This is a genomic window from Halorussus halobius, assembly GCF_004765805.1.
Classification (GTDB): domain Archaea; phylum Halobacteriota; class Halobacteria; order Halobacteriales; family Haladaptataceae; genus Halorussus; species Halorussus halobius.
Genome location: NZ_SBIU01000008.1, coordinates 16,190 through 34,755 on the forward strand (window position 1 = coordinate 16,190; position 18,566 = coordinate 34,755).

19 protein-coding genes and 2 pseudogenes are annotated in these 18,566 nt (G+C 65.5%); 3 read left to right on the top strand and 18 right to left on the bottom strand.

All coding sequences use genetic code 11. From position 1 onward, the window contains the following. The 16 genes from EPL03_RS18285 to EPL03_RS18355 form a co-directional block, all read right to left on the bottom strand. Nucleotides 1-1,455, bottom strand: coding sequence for an XkdF-like putative serine protease domain-containing protein (locus EPL03_RS18285; RefSeq protein ID WP_135830645.1), 1,455 nt, complete (start codon nt 1,453-1,455; stop codon nt 1-3). 3 nt (nt 1,456-1,458) lie between these two features. Next, complete coding sequence (locus EPL03_RS20675; RefSeq protein WP_280178876.1) at nt 1,459-1,593, bottom strand: hypothetical protein; 135 nt, start codon at nt 1,591-1,593, stop codon at nt 1,459-1,461. 74 nt (nt 1,594-1,667) lie between these two features. Beyond that, nucleotides 1,668-3,653 carry a phage portal protein gene (locus EPL03_RS18290; protein ID WP_135830646.1) on the bottom strand — a complete coding sequence of 662 codons (1,986 nt, stop codon included), beginning with the start codon at nt 3,651-3,653 and terminating at the stop codon, nt 1,668-1,670. Between the two features lies 1 nt (nt 3,654). Next, a complete protein-coding gene (locus EPL03_RS18295) occupies nt 3,655-5,034 on the bottom strand; it encodes a phage terminase large subunit (RefSeq protein ID WP_135830647.1) in 1,380 nt (459 codons plus the stop codon). Further along, on the bottom strand, nt 5,027-5,485 hold the full coding sequence (locus EPL03_RS18300; protein WP_135830648.1) for a hypothetical protein: 459 nt from the start codon (nt 5,483-5,485) through the stop codon (nt 5,027-5,029). The genes EPL03_RS18295 and EPL03_RS18300 overlap by 8 nt, the downstream gene beginning before the upstream one ends. A 288-nt stretch (nt 5,486-5,773) precedes the next feature. Further along, a complete protein-coding gene (locus EPL03_RS18305; RefSeq protein WP_135830649.1) occupies nt 5,774-6,118 on the bottom strand; it encodes a hypothetical protein in 345 nt (114 codons plus the stop codon). Beyond that, on the bottom strand, nt 6,115-6,411 hold the full coding sequence (locus tag EPL03_RS18310; protein ID WP_135830650.1) for a hypothetical protein: 297 nt from the start codon (nt 6,409-6,411) through the stop codon (nt 6,115-6,117). The genes EPL03_RS18305 and EPL03_RS18310 overlap by 4 nt, the downstream gene beginning before the upstream one ends. A 299-nt stretch (nt 6,412-6,710) precedes the next feature. Further along, on the bottom strand, nt 6,711-7,070 hold the full coding sequence (locus EPL03_RS18315) for a hypothetical protein (protein WP_135830651.1): 360 nt from the start codon (nt 7,068-7,070) through the stop codon (nt 6,711-6,713). Between the two features lie 7 nt (nt 7,071-7,077). Continuing rightward, a complete protein-coding gene (locus EPL03_RS18320) occupies nt 7,078-7,638 on the bottom strand; it encodes a hypothetical protein (protein ID WP_135830652.1) in 561 nt (186 codons plus the stop codon). Between the two features lie 145 nt (nt 7,639-7,783). Beyond that, complete coding sequence (locus EPL03_RS18325) at nt 7,784-8,068, bottom strand: hypothetical protein (RefSeq protein ID WP_135830653.1); 285 nt, start codon at nt 8,066-8,068, stop codon at nt 7,784-7,786. A 23-nt stretch (nt 8,069-8,091) separates the two neighbouring features. Further along, on the bottom strand, nt 8,092-8,943 hold the full coding sequence (locus EPL03_RS18330) for a DNA adenine methylase (protein ID WP_210425037.1): 852 nt from the start codon (nt 8,941-8,943) through the stop codon (nt 8,092-8,094). Next, nucleotides 8,940-9,461: a hypothetical protein gene (locus tag EPL03_RS18335; protein ID WP_135830655.1), complete on the bottom strand. Its 522-nt coding sequence runs from the start codon at nt 9,459-9,461 to the stop codon at nt 8,940-8,942. The genes EPL03_RS18330 and EPL03_RS18335 overlap by 4 nt, the downstream gene beginning before the upstream one ends. After that, the gene (locus EPL03_RS18340) at nt 9,458-10,291 is read right to left on the bottom strand and encodes a deazapurine DNA modification protein DpdA family protein (RefSeq protein WP_135830656.1); all 834 of its coding nucleotides are present in this window, start codon (nt 10,289-10,291) and stop codon (nt 9,458-9,460) included. The genes EPL03_RS18335 and EPL03_RS18340 overlap by 4 nt, the downstream gene beginning before the upstream one ends. Beyond that, nucleotides 10,284-10,502 (bottom strand): hypothetical protein, encoded by a 219-nt coding sequence (locus EPL03_RS18345; RefSeq protein ID WP_135830657.1) that lies wholly within the window; start codon nt 10,500-10,502, stop codon nt 10,284-10,286. The genes EPL03_RS18340 and EPL03_RS18345 overlap by 8 nt, the downstream gene beginning before the upstream one ends. Next, entirely contained in the window at nt 10,495-10,728 is a 234-nt protein-coding gene (locus EPL03_RS18350) for a hypothetical protein (RefSeq protein WP_135830658.1), read from the bottom strand. Before EPL03_RS18350 ends, EPL03_RS18345 begins: the two co-directional genes overlap by 8 nt. Beyond that, entirely contained in the window at nt 10,725-13,895 is a 3,171-nt protein-coding gene (locus tag EPL03_RS18355; RefSeq protein WP_135830659.1) for a DUF5817 domain-containing protein, read from the bottom strand. The genes EPL03_RS18350 and EPL03_RS18355 overlap by 4 nt, the downstream gene beginning before the upstream one ends. A 96-nt stretch (nt 13,896-13,991) precedes the next feature. Between EPL03_RS18355 and EPL03_RS18360 the strand changes: the two are divergent. After that, nucleotides 13,992-15,506, top strand: a pseudogene (locus tag EPL03_RS18360) (type II/IV secretion system ATPase subunit); the annotation flags it as partial. 62 nt (nt 15,507-15,568) lie between these two features. Here the strand turns inward: EPL03_RS18360 and EPL03_RS18365 are convergent. Beyond that, nucleotides 15,569-16,205, bottom strand: a pseudogene (locus EPL03_RS18365) (IS6 family transposase). A gap of 33 nt (nt 16,206-16,238) precedes the next feature. Between EPL03_RS18365 and EPL03_RS20785 the strand changes: the two are divergent. Both EPL03_RS20785 and EPL03_RS18375 read left to right on the top strand, forming a co-directional pair. Further along, entirely contained in the window at nt 16,239-16,331 is a 93-nt protein-coding gene (locus tag EPL03_RS20785; RefSeq protein ID WP_210425039.1) for an integrase core domain-containing protein, read from the top strand. 106 nt (nt 16,332-16,437) lie between these two features. Next, nucleotides 16,438-17,100 (top strand): alpha/beta hydrolase, encoded by a 663-nt coding sequence (locus EPL03_RS18375; RefSeq protein ID WP_135830661.1) that lies wholly within the window; start codon nt 16,438-16,440, stop codon nt 17,098-17,100. A 213-nt stretch (nt 17,101-17,313) separates the two neighbouring features. Here the strand turns inward: EPL03_RS18375 and EPL03_RS18380 are convergent, their stop codons facing one another. Beyond that, entirely contained in the window at nt 17,314-17,958 is a 645-nt protein-coding gene (locus EPL03_RS18380) for a GNAT family N-acetyltransferase (RefSeq protein ID WP_168216305.1), read from the bottom strand. Nucleotides 17,959-18,566 lie beyond the last annotated feature (608 nt).

Consider the following 18,566-nt stretch of genomic DNA (forward strand, 5'->3'; position numbering starts at 1 on the left):
TCAGGCGAGGGCCTCTCCCAGGTCCTTCAGCTTGTCTTCGCTGTCCGTGTCGGTGTCGGTGTCGCTGGCGGCGTCGAGTTGCGTGCTGACGCCGCCCTGCTCGGCGATCGTGTCGATTCGAGCCTCGAGTTCCTTCGCCCACTCGGGCTTTTCGTCCTCGGCGCCGTCGTCGAGGGCTTTCTCCTCGATTTCGTCGACGCGGTCGGCGAGTCCCTTCGCCCACTCGGGGGCGTCGTCGAGCGGATCGTCCGGGCTGGCGTCGCCGTCGGCGTCCTTGTCGGTCTCGAGGGAGTCGATGCGGTCGTTGAGGGCCTTCGCCCATTCGGGGGCGTCGGCCATCGGGTCATCGGGAGTGTCGTCGTTCATGTCTGTCGTGTCGTCCGAGGTATCGCCCTCGGGGGCGTCCTGCCCGTTGTCGACGGTGAACGGGTTGCTGTCCGCGTCGTCATCATCGTGGCCGCCGCCCCAGCTGCGGGCGTCGTGTTCGGAGAGGTCGAAGTCGACGTCGTCCTGGTCGGTGAACCGCGTCATGCCGTGGTCGACGCCGGCGTCCTGGAGGATGTCGAGGTTCGCGTCGACGGCGGCCATCGCTGATTCGCGGTTCGACTGCGAGAGGGTGCGGCCCTCCTTCGCTGCATCCGGGGCCTCGGACTGGGTGTTCGTATCGTCGTCATCGGACCCGGTGAGCGTGGAGAGGAAGGACTTCGCGGCCTGCTGGAGGCGGGACTGCTTGCCCGGCTCTGCCGAGCCGTCGGCCTCCATCGCCTCGGTGAGCACATCCCAGAGGCGCTCGGCCTCCGCCTCGCTGTGGCCGCGTTCGAGCGCCTCCTCGATGAACGCGTCCTGGTTGCCGACGTGGTCGGCCAGTCGCTTGTCAACGCCCTTCGCGTCGAGAATCTGGGCGTCAGGTACCGCTGGGATATCGACCGCACTGACCTCTCGGATGATGCCGTCGATGAGCTCCCAGATCATCTCGCCGTCCGGGAGCTCCGACGTGTCGACGTCGTCGACCTCGCTGGGGTCGTAGGGGCCATCCCAGTCGACCTGGATCGCGCCGATGCTGTAGCCCGAGAGGATGTCCTCGTCGATGAGCGCAGCGAGGTCGGCGTTGGTGATGCCCCAGCGCTGGACCCACGCACCCGCGTCGACCTCCCGCCCGCTGATCTCCTCCGGTTCGTCGAGGACCTCGTTGCGGGCGAGTTCCATCCAGCCGTCCGGCCAGACAGCGTGCATAATCCCGCCCTGGGCTTGGTCGGCCTGCTCGAAGGTCTCGAACTGGCTGGCGAACGATCGGATCGTGGGTTCGCGAGCGAAGTCGTTCTGGAGGTCGGCTTTGTCCGGCACCATCACGATGCCCGACGCTTCGAGTTCGTACTCGTCGCTGTCCTTCGAGACGTCGGTGAATTCGACGTCCTTGCGGAACTGCTGGCTGCCTGCTTTCGTTACTGGGGGCATGTGTCAGCCCTCATTCTGTTCATCGTCTGCGTCGTCGGCGGCATCCGCGTCAGCGTCCTTGGTCTTGTCGAGCTTCTGGGCACGACCGGTGCCGAGGACGCCACGACTGCTGCCGCGCTGCTGCTCGTGGTCACTCATGGTCTCGTAGTCGTTGCCCGGTCGTGCCTCGCACGGGGGAGTCGGGCGCTCCCCGGGTCATCGGCAGGCCGGCGTCAGATATCGGACGGGACGCCGTCGGGGACGTCTTCGGGATCCGGCGACGGCCCCTCAGGAAGCCGGTCGTGGAAGTTCGTCACCTCCACGTACGGGTACTCGAGCCGAATCGAGTCGTAGTGGTAGCTGCCGTGACTTGACGCGTTCACGAGCCCCGCCCACTCGCTCGGCGGGACGTCCACGTACGCGTACAGCGACGACTGGCCCTCCTCGCGTTTGAACGAGAGATAGAGCTCCTGCTCGCCGAAGTCGAACAACCCCTCGTCGAGGTTCGAGCTGTTGAACTGCGTCTGCTCGATCGGATCCTTCGTCGCGAGCGCGGGCTCGACGTCGGCCCAGTCACGCTCACCGATCTTGTTGTCCTCGGGCGGGAGGTAGTCCGGCCGCGCCTGCCCGGCCTGGCCGTCAGGCCGGCCGTTTCCCGGCGGCGGCTGGCTGCCCGGACGGGACCGCCCGACCTCGGCGACAAGCGTCTGTCCGTCGACGGGATGGTCGTCGGGGAGCGGGTCCTCGCCGATCATCTCCAGCGCACGGTTCACCGGGATAGCGCCGTTCACCGCCTGGATCTTCCGGCGCGCCACCTCGGCGTCCTGTTTAGGCTGGTCGGCGCCCCGGAGCTCGTATTCGAGCGTCCAGTCGGTGACGCCCAATGCCGTCTGATGGATGGTCGTGTAGAGGCGTTGGGCGAACTTGTGCTGCTCGGGCTGGATAACCTCCAAAGCGAAGTCGCGGTCCTGCTGTTCGGAGTTCGACCGATTTGAGGTGTCGGTGTTCCCGATCTTGATCGGTGGGACCTCCAGTGTCTTCGCAATCTCCGCCTCGTTCTTCTGGCGGAACGCCTCGAAACTCATCTCCTCGCTGATGCCTTGGCCCAGCGGCTTGAGTTCGATCTCGACGTCCTCGTCGATCTGGGTCTGGAACTTGTCGACCTCGAGGATGACCGTGCGGTGGCTTTCGTCGCGTAGACCGTTGAGCATCTGCCGGAGGTCGCGCTTGGACTCCTCGGTCAGCTCGCCACCCGTGACCTTGATGGCGAACCGTGGGATGGTGTCGTTGTCGAAGAAGTCGGCGTTGTAGTCTTTCGCCGCCTCGTCGGCGCTGATCGTCCGGGTCGCGCTGATCCAGTCGGGGACGCCGTAGTCGTCCGTGAGCGGGTTCGGGTTCGTGATGAAGATGAGTTCGTTCGCCGGGCCGTTGTCGAGGGCTTGGGCGCTGCCCTCGACGACGTCGCCCGTCTCCCGGTCGACGAAGATAGGCTCCTTGTCGCTGTCGTCGTCCGTGTAGCGGACCGTCGGCGGCTCGTCGTCGCCGCTCGCTGAGAGGTCGACGTTTTTGCCGCGATAGCGGTCGCCGGCCTCGCCGAAGTACCGCCGCCGGCCGTTCCGGATCTGGACGTACCCACGCGAGGCGAGGTCGGCGTCGTCGGTCGGGATGAATCGGCCGTCTTCGGGATGCCGGGGTTGGTCGAACCGGTCCTGTGGCTTCCGAACCCGGACAGTTCGCGCGGGGACGTGTGCGAGGCCGACGGGACGTCCTTCGAGGTTGGTGAGGAGTTCGAGACAGCACCAGCCGATGAGGTGGTAGTCTTGGCGGGCGAGTTCCTTGACTTCCTCGGGTGTCGCCGGCTCGGCGGATTGGCGGGCTTTGGTCTGCCACGTTGAGTCGGGGCCGCGCCAGAACCACTGGACGACCTCGCGCTCGGTATCGTCGGCGTCGTCGATGTCCAGATCGGCCCGTGGGGCGAGGTCGAACCCGTATCCGACTTCGTAGCGGGCTTTCTTGCGGATGCCCGTCGCCAGGGTTTCGTTGAGTTCGAGAAAGCTCGCTAGCCGGTAGGGGTTGTATGGTGGCTTGATGCCTGTGGTGAGTGATTGGACGCGCCGGTCGGCCAGCTGCGTCGACGTCTCGGCTTTCGAGAGCGATTGCTTGCCGCCGATGCCTTCGACGTCGACCGCGAGCTTGTTATCCTCTATTGCATCAGTCATGTTAGACGTAGTTCACTCCGTTATCGTCGTCTCCTCGCTGCTCGGCCCGGCTGGCCGCAGCGGACAGCTGGTCGAGCTTCGAGACCGCCAGCGCGAAGCTGTCGACGCTGTCGTCGTACCCGTCGTCGGGCGCGTGATAGCGTGTGTACCCGCTGTCGGAGACGTCCTCCTGAAGCTGGCGAAGCTCAAGGTGGAGCTGGTCGAGCGCGGGGACATCGGGAACAGTGAGCGACTCGGTCTCGACGAGCGTCGCCAGCGTCTCGATGAGCTGCTTCTTCGTCTTCGGACTGAAGCTGACGGGCTCCAGCGGGACGCCGGCGCCGGCCAGGTCCGCGACGATCTTGTTGTCCCGGGAGGCGTCCGGGACCACGATGCCGCCGTACTCGCCGTAGACGCCGCGGATGTGGTCCTCGATGCCGTCCCACGACTCGTTCTGCGCCCGGTGGTAGTAGGCCAGCTCGCCGGCGGCGTCGACGGCGAGCGTGACGCGATAGTCCCGACTCCGGGCGAAGTCGGCGCCGATCGCGACCGGCCGAGTGACGGCGTCAGGGGCGCGCCGAACCGCCCCGACGAACTCGCCCGCCGGGTCGTGCTCCTGCTCAACGGTGACGTCGTAGTCGCCGGTGTAGAGCTTGGTGTCGAGGTCGCGGAACACCTGCCCACCGTCGTCGGGGAGCCGGGCGAGGTACTCGCGCTCGAACAAGTGGGGTGGGACCGTCCCGCGCTTGTCTTCGGGATTCTCGGCGAGGAACGGGTTGTCCGCACTGGTGGCGTGCCACGACGCGTACTCGGAGTAATCGCTCGACTGGCCGTAGTCGTAGAACCGATGGAACCACGAGCGCGGCCGATAGGGCTTGCTGATGAACAACGCACAGCCCTGCGAGTCCAAGAGCATCGGCTCGAGGTCGCCGTACCAGATGCCTTCGCGCATCTGGTCGGCCTCGTCGAGGATGATTCGGTCGACGCCCTCCCCCTGGAGTGATTTGGGGCGGTCGAACGTCCGGAACTCGACTCGGACGCCGTTGATGAACTCGATGAACCGGGGTTTGGACTCGCCGTAGTCGGCGATCCACGCGTTCGGGACGGCGCTTTTGACCTTATCGTAGCCGTGCTTGTTCGCCTGGTCATAGGTCGGGCCCACCCACCAGATGAGCACCCGGCGCGGATCATCCGGCCCCCACGCTGAGGTCCACGGCTGGCGAGCGTACTCGACGACGTCGATCGCGCCGGTGACGTTCTTCCCGGCGCGCCGACCCCATCGGCAGACGCGGTACCGGGCGTCCGACTGGAGGACCGCCCGCTGCTTCTCGTGCACCGAGTACTGCGGAGCCGGCGTGAGCGGCGCTCGGCCGCCAGTGTCGGTGTCTGTGGTGCTACTCATCGGTGTCCTCCTCGGGGGTGTAGGTGACGAACTCGGCCGTCACGTCGTGGGCGGCGTCGACGTCGGCGTCGAGGTCGACCTCGCGTTTCTCCGTCTTCACGTAATCATACGACCGTTCGAGGACGAACTCGGGGTCGACGTCCTGGATGAGTTCGCGTTCAGCTTCGCTTCGCGCGCGTTCGAGCGCTTCCGAGAAATCGTCGTGCTCGTTGCGCCAGTCGTGGAGGGTGGAGACGCCGACGCCGGCGACGCGGGCGATTCCTTCGTAGGTGAGCCCTTCGCGAGCGGCGTCGAGGATGTCGTCCTCGTGCTCGTCGAGTTTCGATGGGCGGCCGTGGCCGGAGACGTCGCCGCCGTGGGACTCGATCCAGCAGTGGTCGCCCTCGGTGGCGGGGTTCTGGCAGGGCTTCCCCTCGCCCGTCTCGACGCCACAGATGTCGTCGGTGGTCATGGTGGTCGATTTGCGGGAGTATGATCGTGTTCGTCTGGCAGGTGTTCGCGGGTCGTACCGTCAGTAAATATATGACTCAGGAGGCTGTGTCAAGTGGTAATGAGCCCTGGAAAACAGGCAGGCTATCTCTGCATCGGTGCCCTCACTGTGGCCGTCCTATACGGTCAGCCATTTGTTAGTGCTGGGCCAGTATTCGATATAGGAACGCTGCCGCCAAAATTGACGCTCGCCGCCGCCATGATTGGTGCTACCGTTTTAGCCAACGCCCTAACCGGGTTTTAAGCGGGATTAGAGTTGGCCGGCGAGGCGAGTGACCCAGCCCGCGAGGATGCCGAACGCGCTGCCGGCGACCGCGCCACCGAGGGCGTAGTGGGGTTCGGTGCGGATGTCCGTCCAGAGGCGGCGGCGCTGCCCACTGTTGGCCTCAACGGAGCGGCCGTAGACGGCGGCGGCGTAGACGAGCGCGAGCAACCGAGTCTCACCGTGCGCAGTTGCGAAGAACCCGGCGGCAAGGCCGAGCCCGAGGGCGTGAGATTCTGATTTGTACGAGAGGAAGCCGTCGCGCTGGGAGTCCGCTTCCGTGGGTTGGCCGGCGGATTTGATGACCGCGACGAGGGAGTCGACGAGCGTCACGAGTCCTCCTCCCCGGAGGTGTCGTCGCGGGCGGCGCTCATAACCGCGAGGAGTTCGCCGACCTCGATGCCGTTGACGAGGAGGAGGCCGGCGAGCCCGAGCCAGCTGATCGTCGTCGGGTCACCCCCGCTGTGGATGCCGTAGGCGGCGACGCCGAGGATTGCGAGGCTGACGACGAGAGCTTTGATGGCCTTGAGTTTCCGGATGTCCATGTGTGCGATACGCGCAAGGTCGCGGTTGTGGTCGATTACTTCCCGTGGGCAAAACCAGACGGGCTTCTTGTTGGTGCTCATGAGTATTCGGGGTCGGTACTGAAATCGCGGGTAGGGGTGGAGCGTAGCGTGTCGGGCGCGACTCGGTTACGCGCGCTCACTCGAGAGCGGCCACACACCGCCGGTTATCCCCACGGGGCGCGGCCGAGTGAGCGATATCCCGACACAGGGCTGGACGACCAACTCGGATAGAGCGCTCGGCGAAGCCAGCGAAACCTGACGAAGTCCCCTCTGGAGTGTGGTCGTGGCCGCCAGGGTCGCCCAGACACGATACAGATCCCTCGACCCGGCAGCCATGGGCGTCATCGGGACAGCTGGAGTTAGTCGCGGTATTTCGCCCGCAGGAACTCGTCGATATCGTGAAGTTGCTCGCGAGTCCAGCGGTCTGACCCACTGGCGGTCTGCCAGTCGAGCGCGACCGGATGCCCAGTCACGCACGTCCCCGACTCGGGGTTGACAACGATGACGTACGCGACGCCACTGAACTCACGCCGGAAGCCGACGGTCGACGCGTCCCGGCGCGCGACCTCGCCGCGAGTGATGCACTCGCGCACGATCTCCCCGTCCAAGTGCCGGGGCGGACTGTCGGTGGCGTCCCGGAACCGGTCGCGGAAGTGATTGGTCGGCCGGTACGCCGACGGCTCACGCGGAACGTCGCTGGTCGGGGACTCGGTCGACATAACTGGGTTACGCGATCTGGAGGTGGCCTCTGTCGAGTGCGCCCGCGTCGGTGCCGGCGAACGCCTCGTTATACGTGTCCCGGATGGCGTCGGCGATGTCGCCCTCGACGAACCGGTTATCGTCACGACAGTTCACCGCGCACTGCGGGAGGACCTCGCCCTTCGGCGCGAGGTCGGCGGTGAGCTCCGACCCACAGTGCGGGCAGACTGGGTTGACGTGCTTGCGCATCCAGCCGACGTCGAACCCCTCACGGTGCAGGCGTTCGCAAAGAGCGTACCACACCCACTCGTCGCGCGCCTCCGTCGAGCGCTTGAGCGTCTCGATGTGGCGGGCCGCCACTCGAAGCAGGTCGCGGTCCATAGTGTCGTCGCTGCGTTCACTGCGATGGGTGCGCCGGAAGAATCGCTTGAGCGCGGTCGTCGAACTCTTGTCCGCGCCCGTCGTGAGTTCGGCTGACTCGCTGCTGGCGTCGGGGACGCGCCACGGGCGCGCGAGTTCGTCGAAATGCCGGTCGAGGCTGAGACGGCTGCCACTGCTCGGGCAGAACGCATCCTCGCCTCTCACCATGGTATCACGCGCCCGGAGAACAAACGGCAGGCTGTCTCCCACCAGATCACGCCCCGCCTCGGGCGGAGTCCCCAGTGGGTGGCTATCCTGTGGACGGGTGGTGTCCGAGCCTTACAAGTCTGTCTTCGATGCTGGACTGTCATAATCATTCGGAAAGTGCAGTGAAATCCGCGTCCTCGGGATGGAGATAGCTCCACCGCGCTCGATACGACTCGGGGTCTGCGCCTCGGACGCGGACGAGTCGATCCTCGTCGACGAGGTCGCGTAGCCGCCCTTTGAGCGCGTGCTGGTCGACGCCGACGAGGTCGGCGACGACAACCGGGGGCACGCCGCCCTCCAGGAGGTCGGTCTGGCCCGTGCTGGTCGCGTGCCGGACCGCCGCGATGATCGCGTCGTCGGTCGGCCCACCCCACTCGTTCGTCTCCCCCATCCGTCGCGTTCTCGACTCGTCGCTCACCGACCGTCACCCCCACTACCGTCGGTCGCGACATCAAGCGTCGTCTGTGGCCCTCGGAACTCCTCCCGTTCGGCCGGGTCGAAGTTCATTACGAGCCGCTCGGTCGCCTCGTCTCGCTGCTCGCCCTCCGTGACGTCGAGCGAGTACGTCGTGTCGAGCGAAGCGTACGTGTACGCGTCGACAGCCGTGAAGGCCTCGGGGGGATCCGAGTAGGATACGACCCAGTCGGCCTCGAGCTCGCGGAGGACTGCCTCGAACTCCGCATGGTCGAAGTTGTCGACGTTGTAATACTGCTCGCAGTCGACGTACGGCGGGTCGAGGTAGACCAGCGTATCGGACCCGTCGTTCCTGCGGACGACGTCCTTCCAGTCGCGACACTCCAGCTGGACGCCCCGGAACCGCGCGGCGATCTCTTCCAGCGCTTGAGCGTTGTTGTGGAACGTCCGGGCGACGTTCCGCTTCGTGCTGTTCTTATATCCCGAGTAGCCGTTGAGCTTCGCGCCGAACTGCGTGTACCGGAGGTAGAACCACCGGCCAGCGCGCTCGATGTCGTCCTCGGGACGCTCTCCGTCGTAGAACGCTCGCGCCCACTCCTCGTGAACATCGCGAGCGTGGGGGACGTAGGACAGCCACTCCTCGAGTTCGTCGCGACGCTCGCGAGCGACCTGGAAGAAGTGGACGACGTCCCTGTTGAGGTCGTTGTAGATCTCGACTGGCGACGGCTGTTTGTTGAGCAGAACGGCCGCCGCGCCGCCGAACGGCTCGACGTAGCAACGATGGGCCGGGAAGTGGCCGATAATCCAGTCCGCGTACCGGGTCTTTCCGCCGACGTAGGGGAACGCGCTCACCGGCACGACGAACCACTCCCGTCGGTCGCTACCGACTCCTCCGGCCCGGTAGAGTCGAACGTCCGGCCTGACGCCACACTCGTCGGCCGCTCCGACCATGGCCGCCGCTCACCCGACTCGGGGTCGACCCAGTACCACTCCTTGTCCGGAAGCTGGCGAGCACTCGGTCGGGAGAGGTATCGGTCGGGGAGCTCGTGCGGCCACTGGATCCCCCACTCCCGGGGGCGCTCACCATGCTCTTGGAGGAACGCCTCGCGGTCGTCGAGCAGGTTGAGGACGGCCTGCCGGGGCTCGCGATCCTGCTCGCTGGCAAGCCGGCGCTCGGCCGCCCGCCACGCGCCGATGACCTCGAGCCGGTCGATTCCACTGATGCGGTCGCGCACCATCCGCGCCAGCGAGTGGTCCGTATCCTCCGGCCCGGTCTCGACGAGGTCGTGGTCGAGGAACCGCGCCGGGTTCTCCCCGATATCCTCCGTGAGCTTGCGTTGCCAGTCGGGAGTCTCGCCGCTCGGATTCACGCCGACCCCTCCTCATTCCGGTCAGTATCCGTGCTGTACTTACCGCCGTCTGTGGCGAGTGTCGTCTGTTCCTCGATTGCTCGACCGTACTGGTTGACTTTCTCCCGATAGGCTCGGAACAGCCGTTTCTTGTGCGCCTTCGACTCTGCTCGGTAGTTCCACGCGGAGGTGTCGCTCGACGCGAACCGGCCCCAGAGCCGGCTGTTCTTCCAGCCGTTCAGCGTGAGGCCAAAGAGGTGCCAGCGCCGGTACCCAAGAACGTCCTCACAGGCGTCGAGAACCTCGCCTATCTTTGATGGGTCGTCACGTTTGCAGACCGTTCCGATTGCCATTCGGTCGCGCACGAGGTCGTGGCGCTCAAACAGGCGAGCGCACCGCCGGTAGTCGTCCGGCTCCCACCCTTGGAGAACCGGCAGGACCTCGAACGGCCACGGTTCCGCTTGGAACACGTCGAGTGCTTGGCAATGCTTCTCGACGGTTCGAGTGACGCGCTCCTCGGGCGTCGTGTCGTGGAGTTCCGGCTCACACGCGAAGTCCGGGAGCGCCACCTCGTCCGCCCCGATTTCGGCGGCCCACTCGAACAGGTCCCGGACCGAGTAGGGGTAACTGAGGTCCCACGCTGTCGTCGCCTGAAAGCCGCCCGAATCGACAAGGACACGGTTCGGGAGGTCCGGGACGTGGAGGTTGAACGTCGGGCCGCTATTGTTCCACGCCAAGCCCGCCGAGAGCAAGATATCCTCGCCGTCAAACAGCCCGTCGTAGGTCCCCGTGGTGTCGATGCAGTAGTGCATCCGAGGAGCGTCGAATCGGTTAGTGCCGCCCTCAGGCATCGTGATCACACTCCGGGCAGTAGGCGACCCACTGACCGCTCCCGTCGTCGAGATAGGTCAGCTTCCAGTCGTCGAGACGCTTCATCGTCGAGAACCGTTCCTCAATCCCGCACCCATGGCACGGGATGGACGGGTCGTCTCGCGGGCCGCCGCCCGCGCCGATCGTCGCGACGCCAGGATGATCAGTGCCGTCCGTGGACTGCTCAGTCATCGGCGACCACTCCCTCGCCCTCGCCATCCAGCAACGCTCGAACCCGATCGGGGTCGGGCCCGCCCTCCCGAAGCACACGCGGCTCCGCGTACACCTCTCGCACGGGACACGCCGGCAGGTGGTCCTGCATCCCTTGGCCTTCCCGCAGCGACTGTCCGCACAACCCGCACGCTGTCGTGACGACCGACTCGCCGTCGCCTCGCGTCTGCCGGTACTCCAACGTCACGCCCCACCACCTCCTGCGACCGCACTCCGAAGCGACTGTTGCCCGGCAGACTGCCCGAACACCACCGGCGTCGGCACCGCAGCCTCCGCACCGCCCAGCGCTCGGAACACGTCCAGCCATCGCTCGACCCGCGGCCACCGCTCGACCACCACCGCCACGTCGACACCAGTCCCGCTGCGGAACGCCGCGAAATACTCGCTCCGCTCCTCGCTGTCCAAGAGTCTGGTCGCGAGGGTGTGGCCGAGACTCCGAACCAGCACCGGGAACGGTAGGTCGCCGTCCTCGTTGTCCTTGACGAACCACGGCCGCCGCTCATCGGCGTACCGCTCGTCGTCCGTGTTGAACGCCACGGTCAGCCGGTAGCCCTGCTCGGTCTCCGAGACCAGGCCGAGGCCGAGTAGCCAGTCCTTGTGGGTCTGCCACGTCCGCCGAGCGACGTCGGCGCGCTCCGCGACCGCCATCCCCGAGAGCGGCTGGTCGGCCGCGAGCAGCGCCGCGACCACCGCCCGAACGCCCCGCGTCTCCCACGGCATGATCCGGCCAGCCGCGAGCTGGGCGAGCGCCTCGCGGACTTCCGAGACGCGGAGATCCCGCTCGTCGGCCTCGCTGCGGAGGCCCGCGATAGCTCGCGCCGCGTCGAACGGCGTCGCAACGAACACCCGCAGCAGCGACACTGCTGCCCGTGTCGCCCGCAGATTCTTCCGAGCCGCCATGCGTTCGACGACGCGACCGAACCGCTGCCGGGAGAGATCGTCGGTCGCCTCGACCGGCACCCGAACCGGAATGTCCGGCGCGTCCTCGTGAACCTCGTCGTCGAGACGGCCGAGCCGGCCCTTGAGTTCCCGGACGAGGTCGGCCTCGGCGTCGCCGAGGTCGCCCACGACACAGATCGCGCCGACGAGGTCGCCGACCTCGAACGCGTCCAGCGACGGGTCGATCGCGGCCTCCCGGCGGTCGCCGTCCTGCTCGAACAGCTGCCGGTAGACCGACGCGAGGTTAGCGCGAGCCTGAAGCTTCACCGCCGTCGCGAGCAGTTTGACGAGCATCCCACGGTTGTCGTCGCGGAGCGATTCGTGCCGCCCACCGTTCTGGCGCGGGAGCCGCACCTGCTGGACGACGTCGACGCCACACAGGTCGAGGAGGTCGAGCATCGTCTTCGCGAGCCCCATCGCCTCCCGCGTGATCGTCGACCGAAACTCCTCAACAGGGCCCTCGTAGTCCCCCGCGACCAGCGATTTCGTCAGCTCGCACAGATGCTCCTCGGCTGCCTCGAGTTCGTCGACGTACTCGCTGCCGTCCTCGACGTCGTCGGGGAGGTAGCCCATGCAGACGAGGTCGCGCAAGATCGGCTTATGGCCGGAAAGGAATTCGCCGAGGTCGTCGGTGCCGTCGATTCGGTCGCCGTCCTCGAGAATCTGCGAGAACGTCCGCCGACTGGCTAACGCTCTGGCGATACACACCCAGTACTGCATCGGGTTCGTCGCTTCAGCGCCGACGACCAGGGTGTCGGTCGCCTCGCGGTACGCCCAGCGGGGTGCGCCCTGGTCGCCCTGTTCGGCGAGCGGGTAGTCCACGACAGCGATGCCGTTCGCGGGCGGTGTGGCAGCTGTTGCGGTGGCGTCCCAGCGGGGGAGGCGCTGTGTGGTGTGGAGCGGCGGCAGCCGGTGGCGGTCCTCCCCTCCCACGTGGGCGCGCGTTGAGACACGGCTATCGTCGGAGCCATTGCACACATCGCTAACGGCGTCGTCAAGCGTCCGCTGTCGGGCGGTTTCGTCGTCGAGCCAGTCGAGATACTGCTCGCCGGCGGGCAGCAGCTCGACGTGCTTGTTCGCGTTCGGCCCGAACGTGTCGACAAGGCCGAGCGCGTCGACGCTGGAGTCCTCGCGGTCGGGAGCGAGCCGGCGGATGGCCTGCCGGACGCGGGACTTGCCGACGCCACTCCGTGCGTACAGCTCCGAGTACGCGAGCGTCTGGCTGTCCTCGGCGGCGAGCCAGCGGAGGATCCGGACCTCGCGACCGTCCCGATCGAGAGCCTCCTTGGCGTTCGCGACGCGGTCGGACTGACTCTCAGCGAGGGGTGTGATGTCCTCTCGGCTAACGGGGAGGGACTCGCGATGGTCGCGGTAGAGCGCGAGCTGCTGGACGCCACTGCCGACGAGCCGCACGTCGCACCCTTGGGCGAGCGCGGCGAGGAACTCGCAGACGTCTTCGCGCTGACTCCGGCGCTGGTCGTGGAACGCGTCGTCGAGCCGCACCGTGACCGTGGGCGTCGCGTCGACGAGCGCGAACACCGCCGGGACGAGGTGGCGGTCGCTGATGGCTGCGCGGCCGCTCGGCTGCGTGAGTGCGCGGACGAACTCCCAGGCGGCCTGCTGGCTGCCGCGCGCGATCTTGTCGGCGAGCCCGAGCAGGTCTGCGTCCTCGCTGCTGGCTGTGAGTCCGGCGTCCTCGAGGAGCGCTTGGAGTTCGAGCGGGCTGCGGCCCTGTGCGAGCGTCCGGATGGCGTTGACGAGCTGGTCGCGCAGCCCCTCCGCGACCCCACTTGCTAAACCAGATATTGGTTTATCAAGCGTCGTGCTTGCGTCGGGGTCGACCGGCTGCTGGCGCGTAAGCGACAGCTCGCCCGTGGTGCCGAGCGAGTCGGGGTCGTCGTGGTCGACCCCGCTGTAGTCTCCCTGGAGGTCGACGTGGTCGGCGAGCCGCGTATCCTGCTCGCGGAACACGTCGTCGGCCTCGGCCTCGAACCGGCCGTAGATCTCGCTGAACGCGTCCATCGCAGCTGATTCGAGGAACTCGAACCGAGCGCTCCACCGCTCCAGGGCGGCCTCCGCTTCGTCGTCGAGGAGCTGGTCGTAGTCCTCGAAGGCACTGTTGGCGGCGTCGGCGAGATACTCCTCGCGGAACTGGAGTCGGTCGTCGATGCGGTCGGCGAGCTGGCCGTAGTCGTCCTCGGCCTCGTAGGCTTCGCGTTCGCCGGCGTGTTCGGCGAGGATGCGCGACCGGATCTCGGCGGCGACCGCGTGGTCGTCGTGCTCGAACCGGACGTTGAGCCGGTCGGTCGCGTGCTGTGCGAAACAGAGCGGGCACTCCGTTGAGTCCTGCTCGCGGACGTCCTCGGCGAGCCAGAACCCGTGGCAGGTACTGCAACCGACGACCTGCCACGTCACGCCGGACACCTCCGTTGGGGCGTTGCCGGATCCGTTGGACGCGACGGGATTCGGGCAGCCGAGCAGGCGGTTGGGTTAGGAGTTGAAACAGCGGTGGAGAACCGCATCTGGGAGACCAACGTCGACGGCGTGGTCGAGGACCGGGCCGGGTTCGTGCGCGAACGCGCCCGGACCTTCCTGTCGCGCCGCCTGACCGCGCGAAACACGCGAGCGTGGCTCGACGCCGCCGAGTACCGCGTTCGGACCGCGCTGGCCGAGTACGATTTGGCGGTCCCGCCGGTCGACCGTCGGTTCTCGACCGACCGGCTCTCGGACCTGGTCTACTACGTGATGCGTGACTTCGTGGGCCACGGCAAGCTCACGGTCCCCATCCGGGACGACCTGCTGGAGGACGTCGAGGCGAATCGGGTCGGCGAGCGCATCAAAGTCGTCCCACGGGGCCGCGAGATAGGTCACGGCGAGCGCGTGCCGACGAACCTCGCGTTCGAGGACGAGACCGAGTTCGCCAACGTCGTCACCCAGATGGCCGCCAGCGACGGCACCGAGTTGAACGCCTCGAACCCGAGTGCGAAGGTGAACCTCCGACCGGAGGGCGTCCCCGAGGGGACGACCATCCGGGCGGCGGTCGCGCTCGGGGTCATCAGCGAGGACGGACCGCACATCTCCATCCGCAAGCAGGCTCCCGAAGCGATGACGCCAGTCGACCTGTTGGACTCGAACAGCCTCTCGACCGAGATCGTGACCTTGCTCTGGCAGGTCTACGAGCACCACGGCGTCGTGCTGTTCTCGGGGCCGACCGGCGCGGGCAAGACGACCCTGATGAACGCCCACATGCCGTTCGTCCCGTATCGGGACCGGCCGATATCCATCGACGAGGGCTCGCGCGAAGTTCGACTTCCTCACGAGACGGGCGTCTCGCTCACCACGCGCGACCACGAGAGCGACTACAAGCGCGTCACGATGGCCGACCTGATGACCGAGTGCAACTACCTCAACCCGGACGTGGAGGTCATCGCGGAGATAAACACGCCCGCCAGCTTCCAGACGTTCGCCGAGAGCCTCAACACCGGCCACGGCATCATCGGCACCACCCACGCCGAGGACGTCGAGAAGCTCGTGAACCGCGTGGTCGAGCAGGGCCTGCCGCCCCACCTGCTTCGGGAACTCGACCTCGTGGTGTTCCCCCGCGAGGTCGACGGCGACCGGTACGTGAGCCAGGTGGTCGAACTTCTCTCGAAGGCCGAGTACGAGGACCTGTGCGGGGGAGAGTCGTCGCGAGCGCGGCGCGGCACTGTCGAGAAAGACGACGCCACGGTGTACTGGAACACGGTCGCCCACCGGGACACCGACGGCGAGTTCCATCTGGCGTACGACCATCCGCGACTCGGCGACGAGCGCGAGCAGCGCCGGCATCGCTTTTTCGACAGGCTCGCCGAACGGACCGACCGGCCGGTCGCGGCGGTCGAGGACGAGTTCCACCGCAAGCACGGCTACGTGCAGTATCTCGAACAGGAGGGGATGAGCGACTTCGAGGACCTGTTCGGCTTCCTGTCCGATTTGCAGACGAACGAGGCCGCGACCGTCGAGCGGGCGAAACGGGAGGGGGTGTAACCGTACAGACCTATTCAAGCGAGGAAGTGAAGACCACCGAGGGGTATCTCACGTCGGTCGTGTTAAGTTTGGCATGAGTTGTGCCAGACGGCGAAGGCTTGGAGCCATGATTCTGCGGTTTCAAGCTTGGCGCTGCGGAACGCATTCGCAAACGAAGACGTTCGGCGTTTTACCTCGCGGAAAACACGTTCGACGCTATTCCGATTCCCGTGGCGAACATACTGAAATCGGAGTCCAAGCCGGGTCAACGCGGTCTGGAGGTGGTCGGCTCCATCGACCAGAAACGTGGCGTGCTCGACCTGCTGTTTCTCACGGAGTTCTCTCACGAACAGCAGCGTGAGTTGGGTCGTGAGTGTCTGAAACAGCCGAACATGAAGGAATTCGTTCGTCGTCGGATTCACCGCAGCATACAGCTAGCACCGCTCACTATTGACCCGAATCACCCTCTCGTCCACCGCGATCTGATTCGGAACGGTGTCGCTGGTCGGCTGTAAATCGGCTTTCTCCACTCAATTATGAATCGCGGCGCGGCTCCGTTCGACACCCAACTTCTCAAGTTCTCGTTTGGTATTCGACAGACAGCCCCGCCAAATGGAGCCGAATACCCACTTCAATCGCGGGCTTGGGTGTCCGCTCGCGCTCCACAAATCCCAAGTCAATCCACGAACTAGAACCGCTGAGGCGGTCGGTTTTGGTCATGGAACAACCGAACCACGACTGTCTCATCCTTAACTGAACACGAGGGCGTCGTTCGTCCATTACTATAACTTCCAGCGACCGCACCAAGCGCTCAATGAATGCACGCCGATTGAGGAGGAAAACTAGACGGTGCCAAGTGTGCTGAGAAATTACAATTCGAACAGGTTGAAAACATTCCCGAACGCGTCGGAGGACAGTACTTATATCCTCTCGCTGAGATATGTATGAGAAAATGAACGTCGAAGACGTCGAACTCTCCGTCGATGGTGACTGCGTTCCCGGACGGTTGAACGTGCCCGACGATCCGACTGGCGCGGGCGTCATCTGCCTTCCAGGTGCCGAACACGGCCCGTATGGTGACGTTTTCGACAGGGTGGCTCGGGCGGCGTCCGAACGAGGACTGTACTTCCTGCGATACGAAAGTTGGGCCGACATGGGCGACATCCAGCAGAAGACGCTTGGGCGACTGCACCGCGAAATCGACGCGGCGTTCGACCTGCTGGCATCCCGCGACTGTACAGAGACAAGTCTCGTCGGGAAGAGTGCCGGTGGCGGCATTGTACTCACGTACGCGCCGGGGAGAGCGAATCGACTGGTGGTGTGGGCCCCCGCTATCCGGCTCGCTGCCGAATCAAACGTTGACGCCATCCTCGAACAGCGGTTAGCGGACACCGACGGTGCTCAAGTCGGTCCCGACCGACTCGAGACCATCGACGTTCCAGTGTGTATCCTTCAGGGCGAGGATGACGAAGGGTTCCTCGAAAATTCGCGGGAACTCGTCGATGACCTACCGAACGCAGAACTGGTCGAAATCGAAGGGCTCGACCACTCGTTCACGGGATCGCCCTTCGATCGAATCGTCGTTGACGAAACGATAGCCCGTCTGACGGCGTAGACCGCCTCGGGCCGACTGCGAACGGACTCCGACATCCAACCTCATTTCGCCTCTTATGGGTCCGTTACCGAACGCCAGAGCGACAGCGACCGCCGCCCAGCAAGACGGTGCACCGCTAATTGACTAATTTCTTTATTAACCTTATATTATTCAATAGAATTTATACCAATTCTTTTTGTACTATTGAGTGAACCTAGTGATTGGTCCATATCTTCATCGCGTTCTTCGCCTAGTCTTCTTTCGATCGAGTCGGACCGAGCCGCCGAAGCGGTAGTGGTCGGGACGAACCGCCTCGACCCGCCAGCCGTGCCTCCCGAGAAAGTCGATGGCCGCCTGACTCGTGCCGGGGAGACTCTGATACACCTTGTGATAGCCATTGGCCGCCGCCCTGGCGACCGCGATTCTCACGAGTCGGCTTCCGATATCCCGGCGACGGAAGTCCGGACGGAGGCCGGTAGTCAGTTCGGCCATGTGGTCGAGATACTCGATTCTGGGCAGGGCCAAGTGCGTCCAGCCGACGAGTCGAGCGTCACCTGACGAGCCGCGGTCCACCGTGGCGATGAAGAACAGCCGCGAGCGAATGTCGGTGTCGCGGATGACGGTCCCTTCGGAAGCGAGTTGTGCGGCCACGCTTTCGGCGACCACGTACGTCTGGTCGTCGGTGACGGCGCGGATACGTTCTACGAGGTCCGTGAGGTCTTCTTGTCTGGCCGGGCGAAACGTCACGTCGATATCGCCCAGTCGGTACGTCTTCTCGACCTCGGTGGTGCGTGCGACTTGGAGTGTCCCCGCATCCGATTCGAGATAGCCGTGCTGAACGAGCCACTGAATTGCGAGAGCGAGGCTCTCGATCGGCAAGTCGATTCGCTCGTGAATCTCGTTATCGGAGACGACCCCGTACCGTTCGAAGTAGCGGTAGACGCGCTTTTCGGCCTCGGTCTCGAAGTCGAGCGCCGCGAACGCTTCGAGCAGGTCGTCGTCTACCGGCGAACCCGAGTTCGCCGGTCGTTCGGACTAGCGTGGCTCGGGACAGTCAGTCCCGGTCAGGTTCCCGCTCCGGGGTGGCGGGCTACGTTGCGACCCGCTAACTCTCCGTCGCTCGCGGCGGTCCGCTGGCGGGTCGCCACCTCGGACGGTCTGGTCCGCGTAGTCGTCCCCGCGTGACCGAGAGTAAGCACTGCCGTATCGACGGTCCTCCGGCACAGCGCTCGAAGTCGACCGGATATCGCCTCCGACCTCGGAGCTGTCGGCGGGTCGGTCTCGACGCCGGGTTCGCGGTCCGCCGTACTTGGGGAGCTGATTTGTGTCTTCGGGGTCGTCGGTCATAGAGCGGGATTCGATACCGCTCCTTAGAAGCCTTGCTTATCGGTAGCATTGCACACAATATTGAGATGTTACCCGCGACGTCACTACCGGAGTTCGATGGACCGAAGGAGCCAGTAGACATCGTGTACGATTCACTCGAC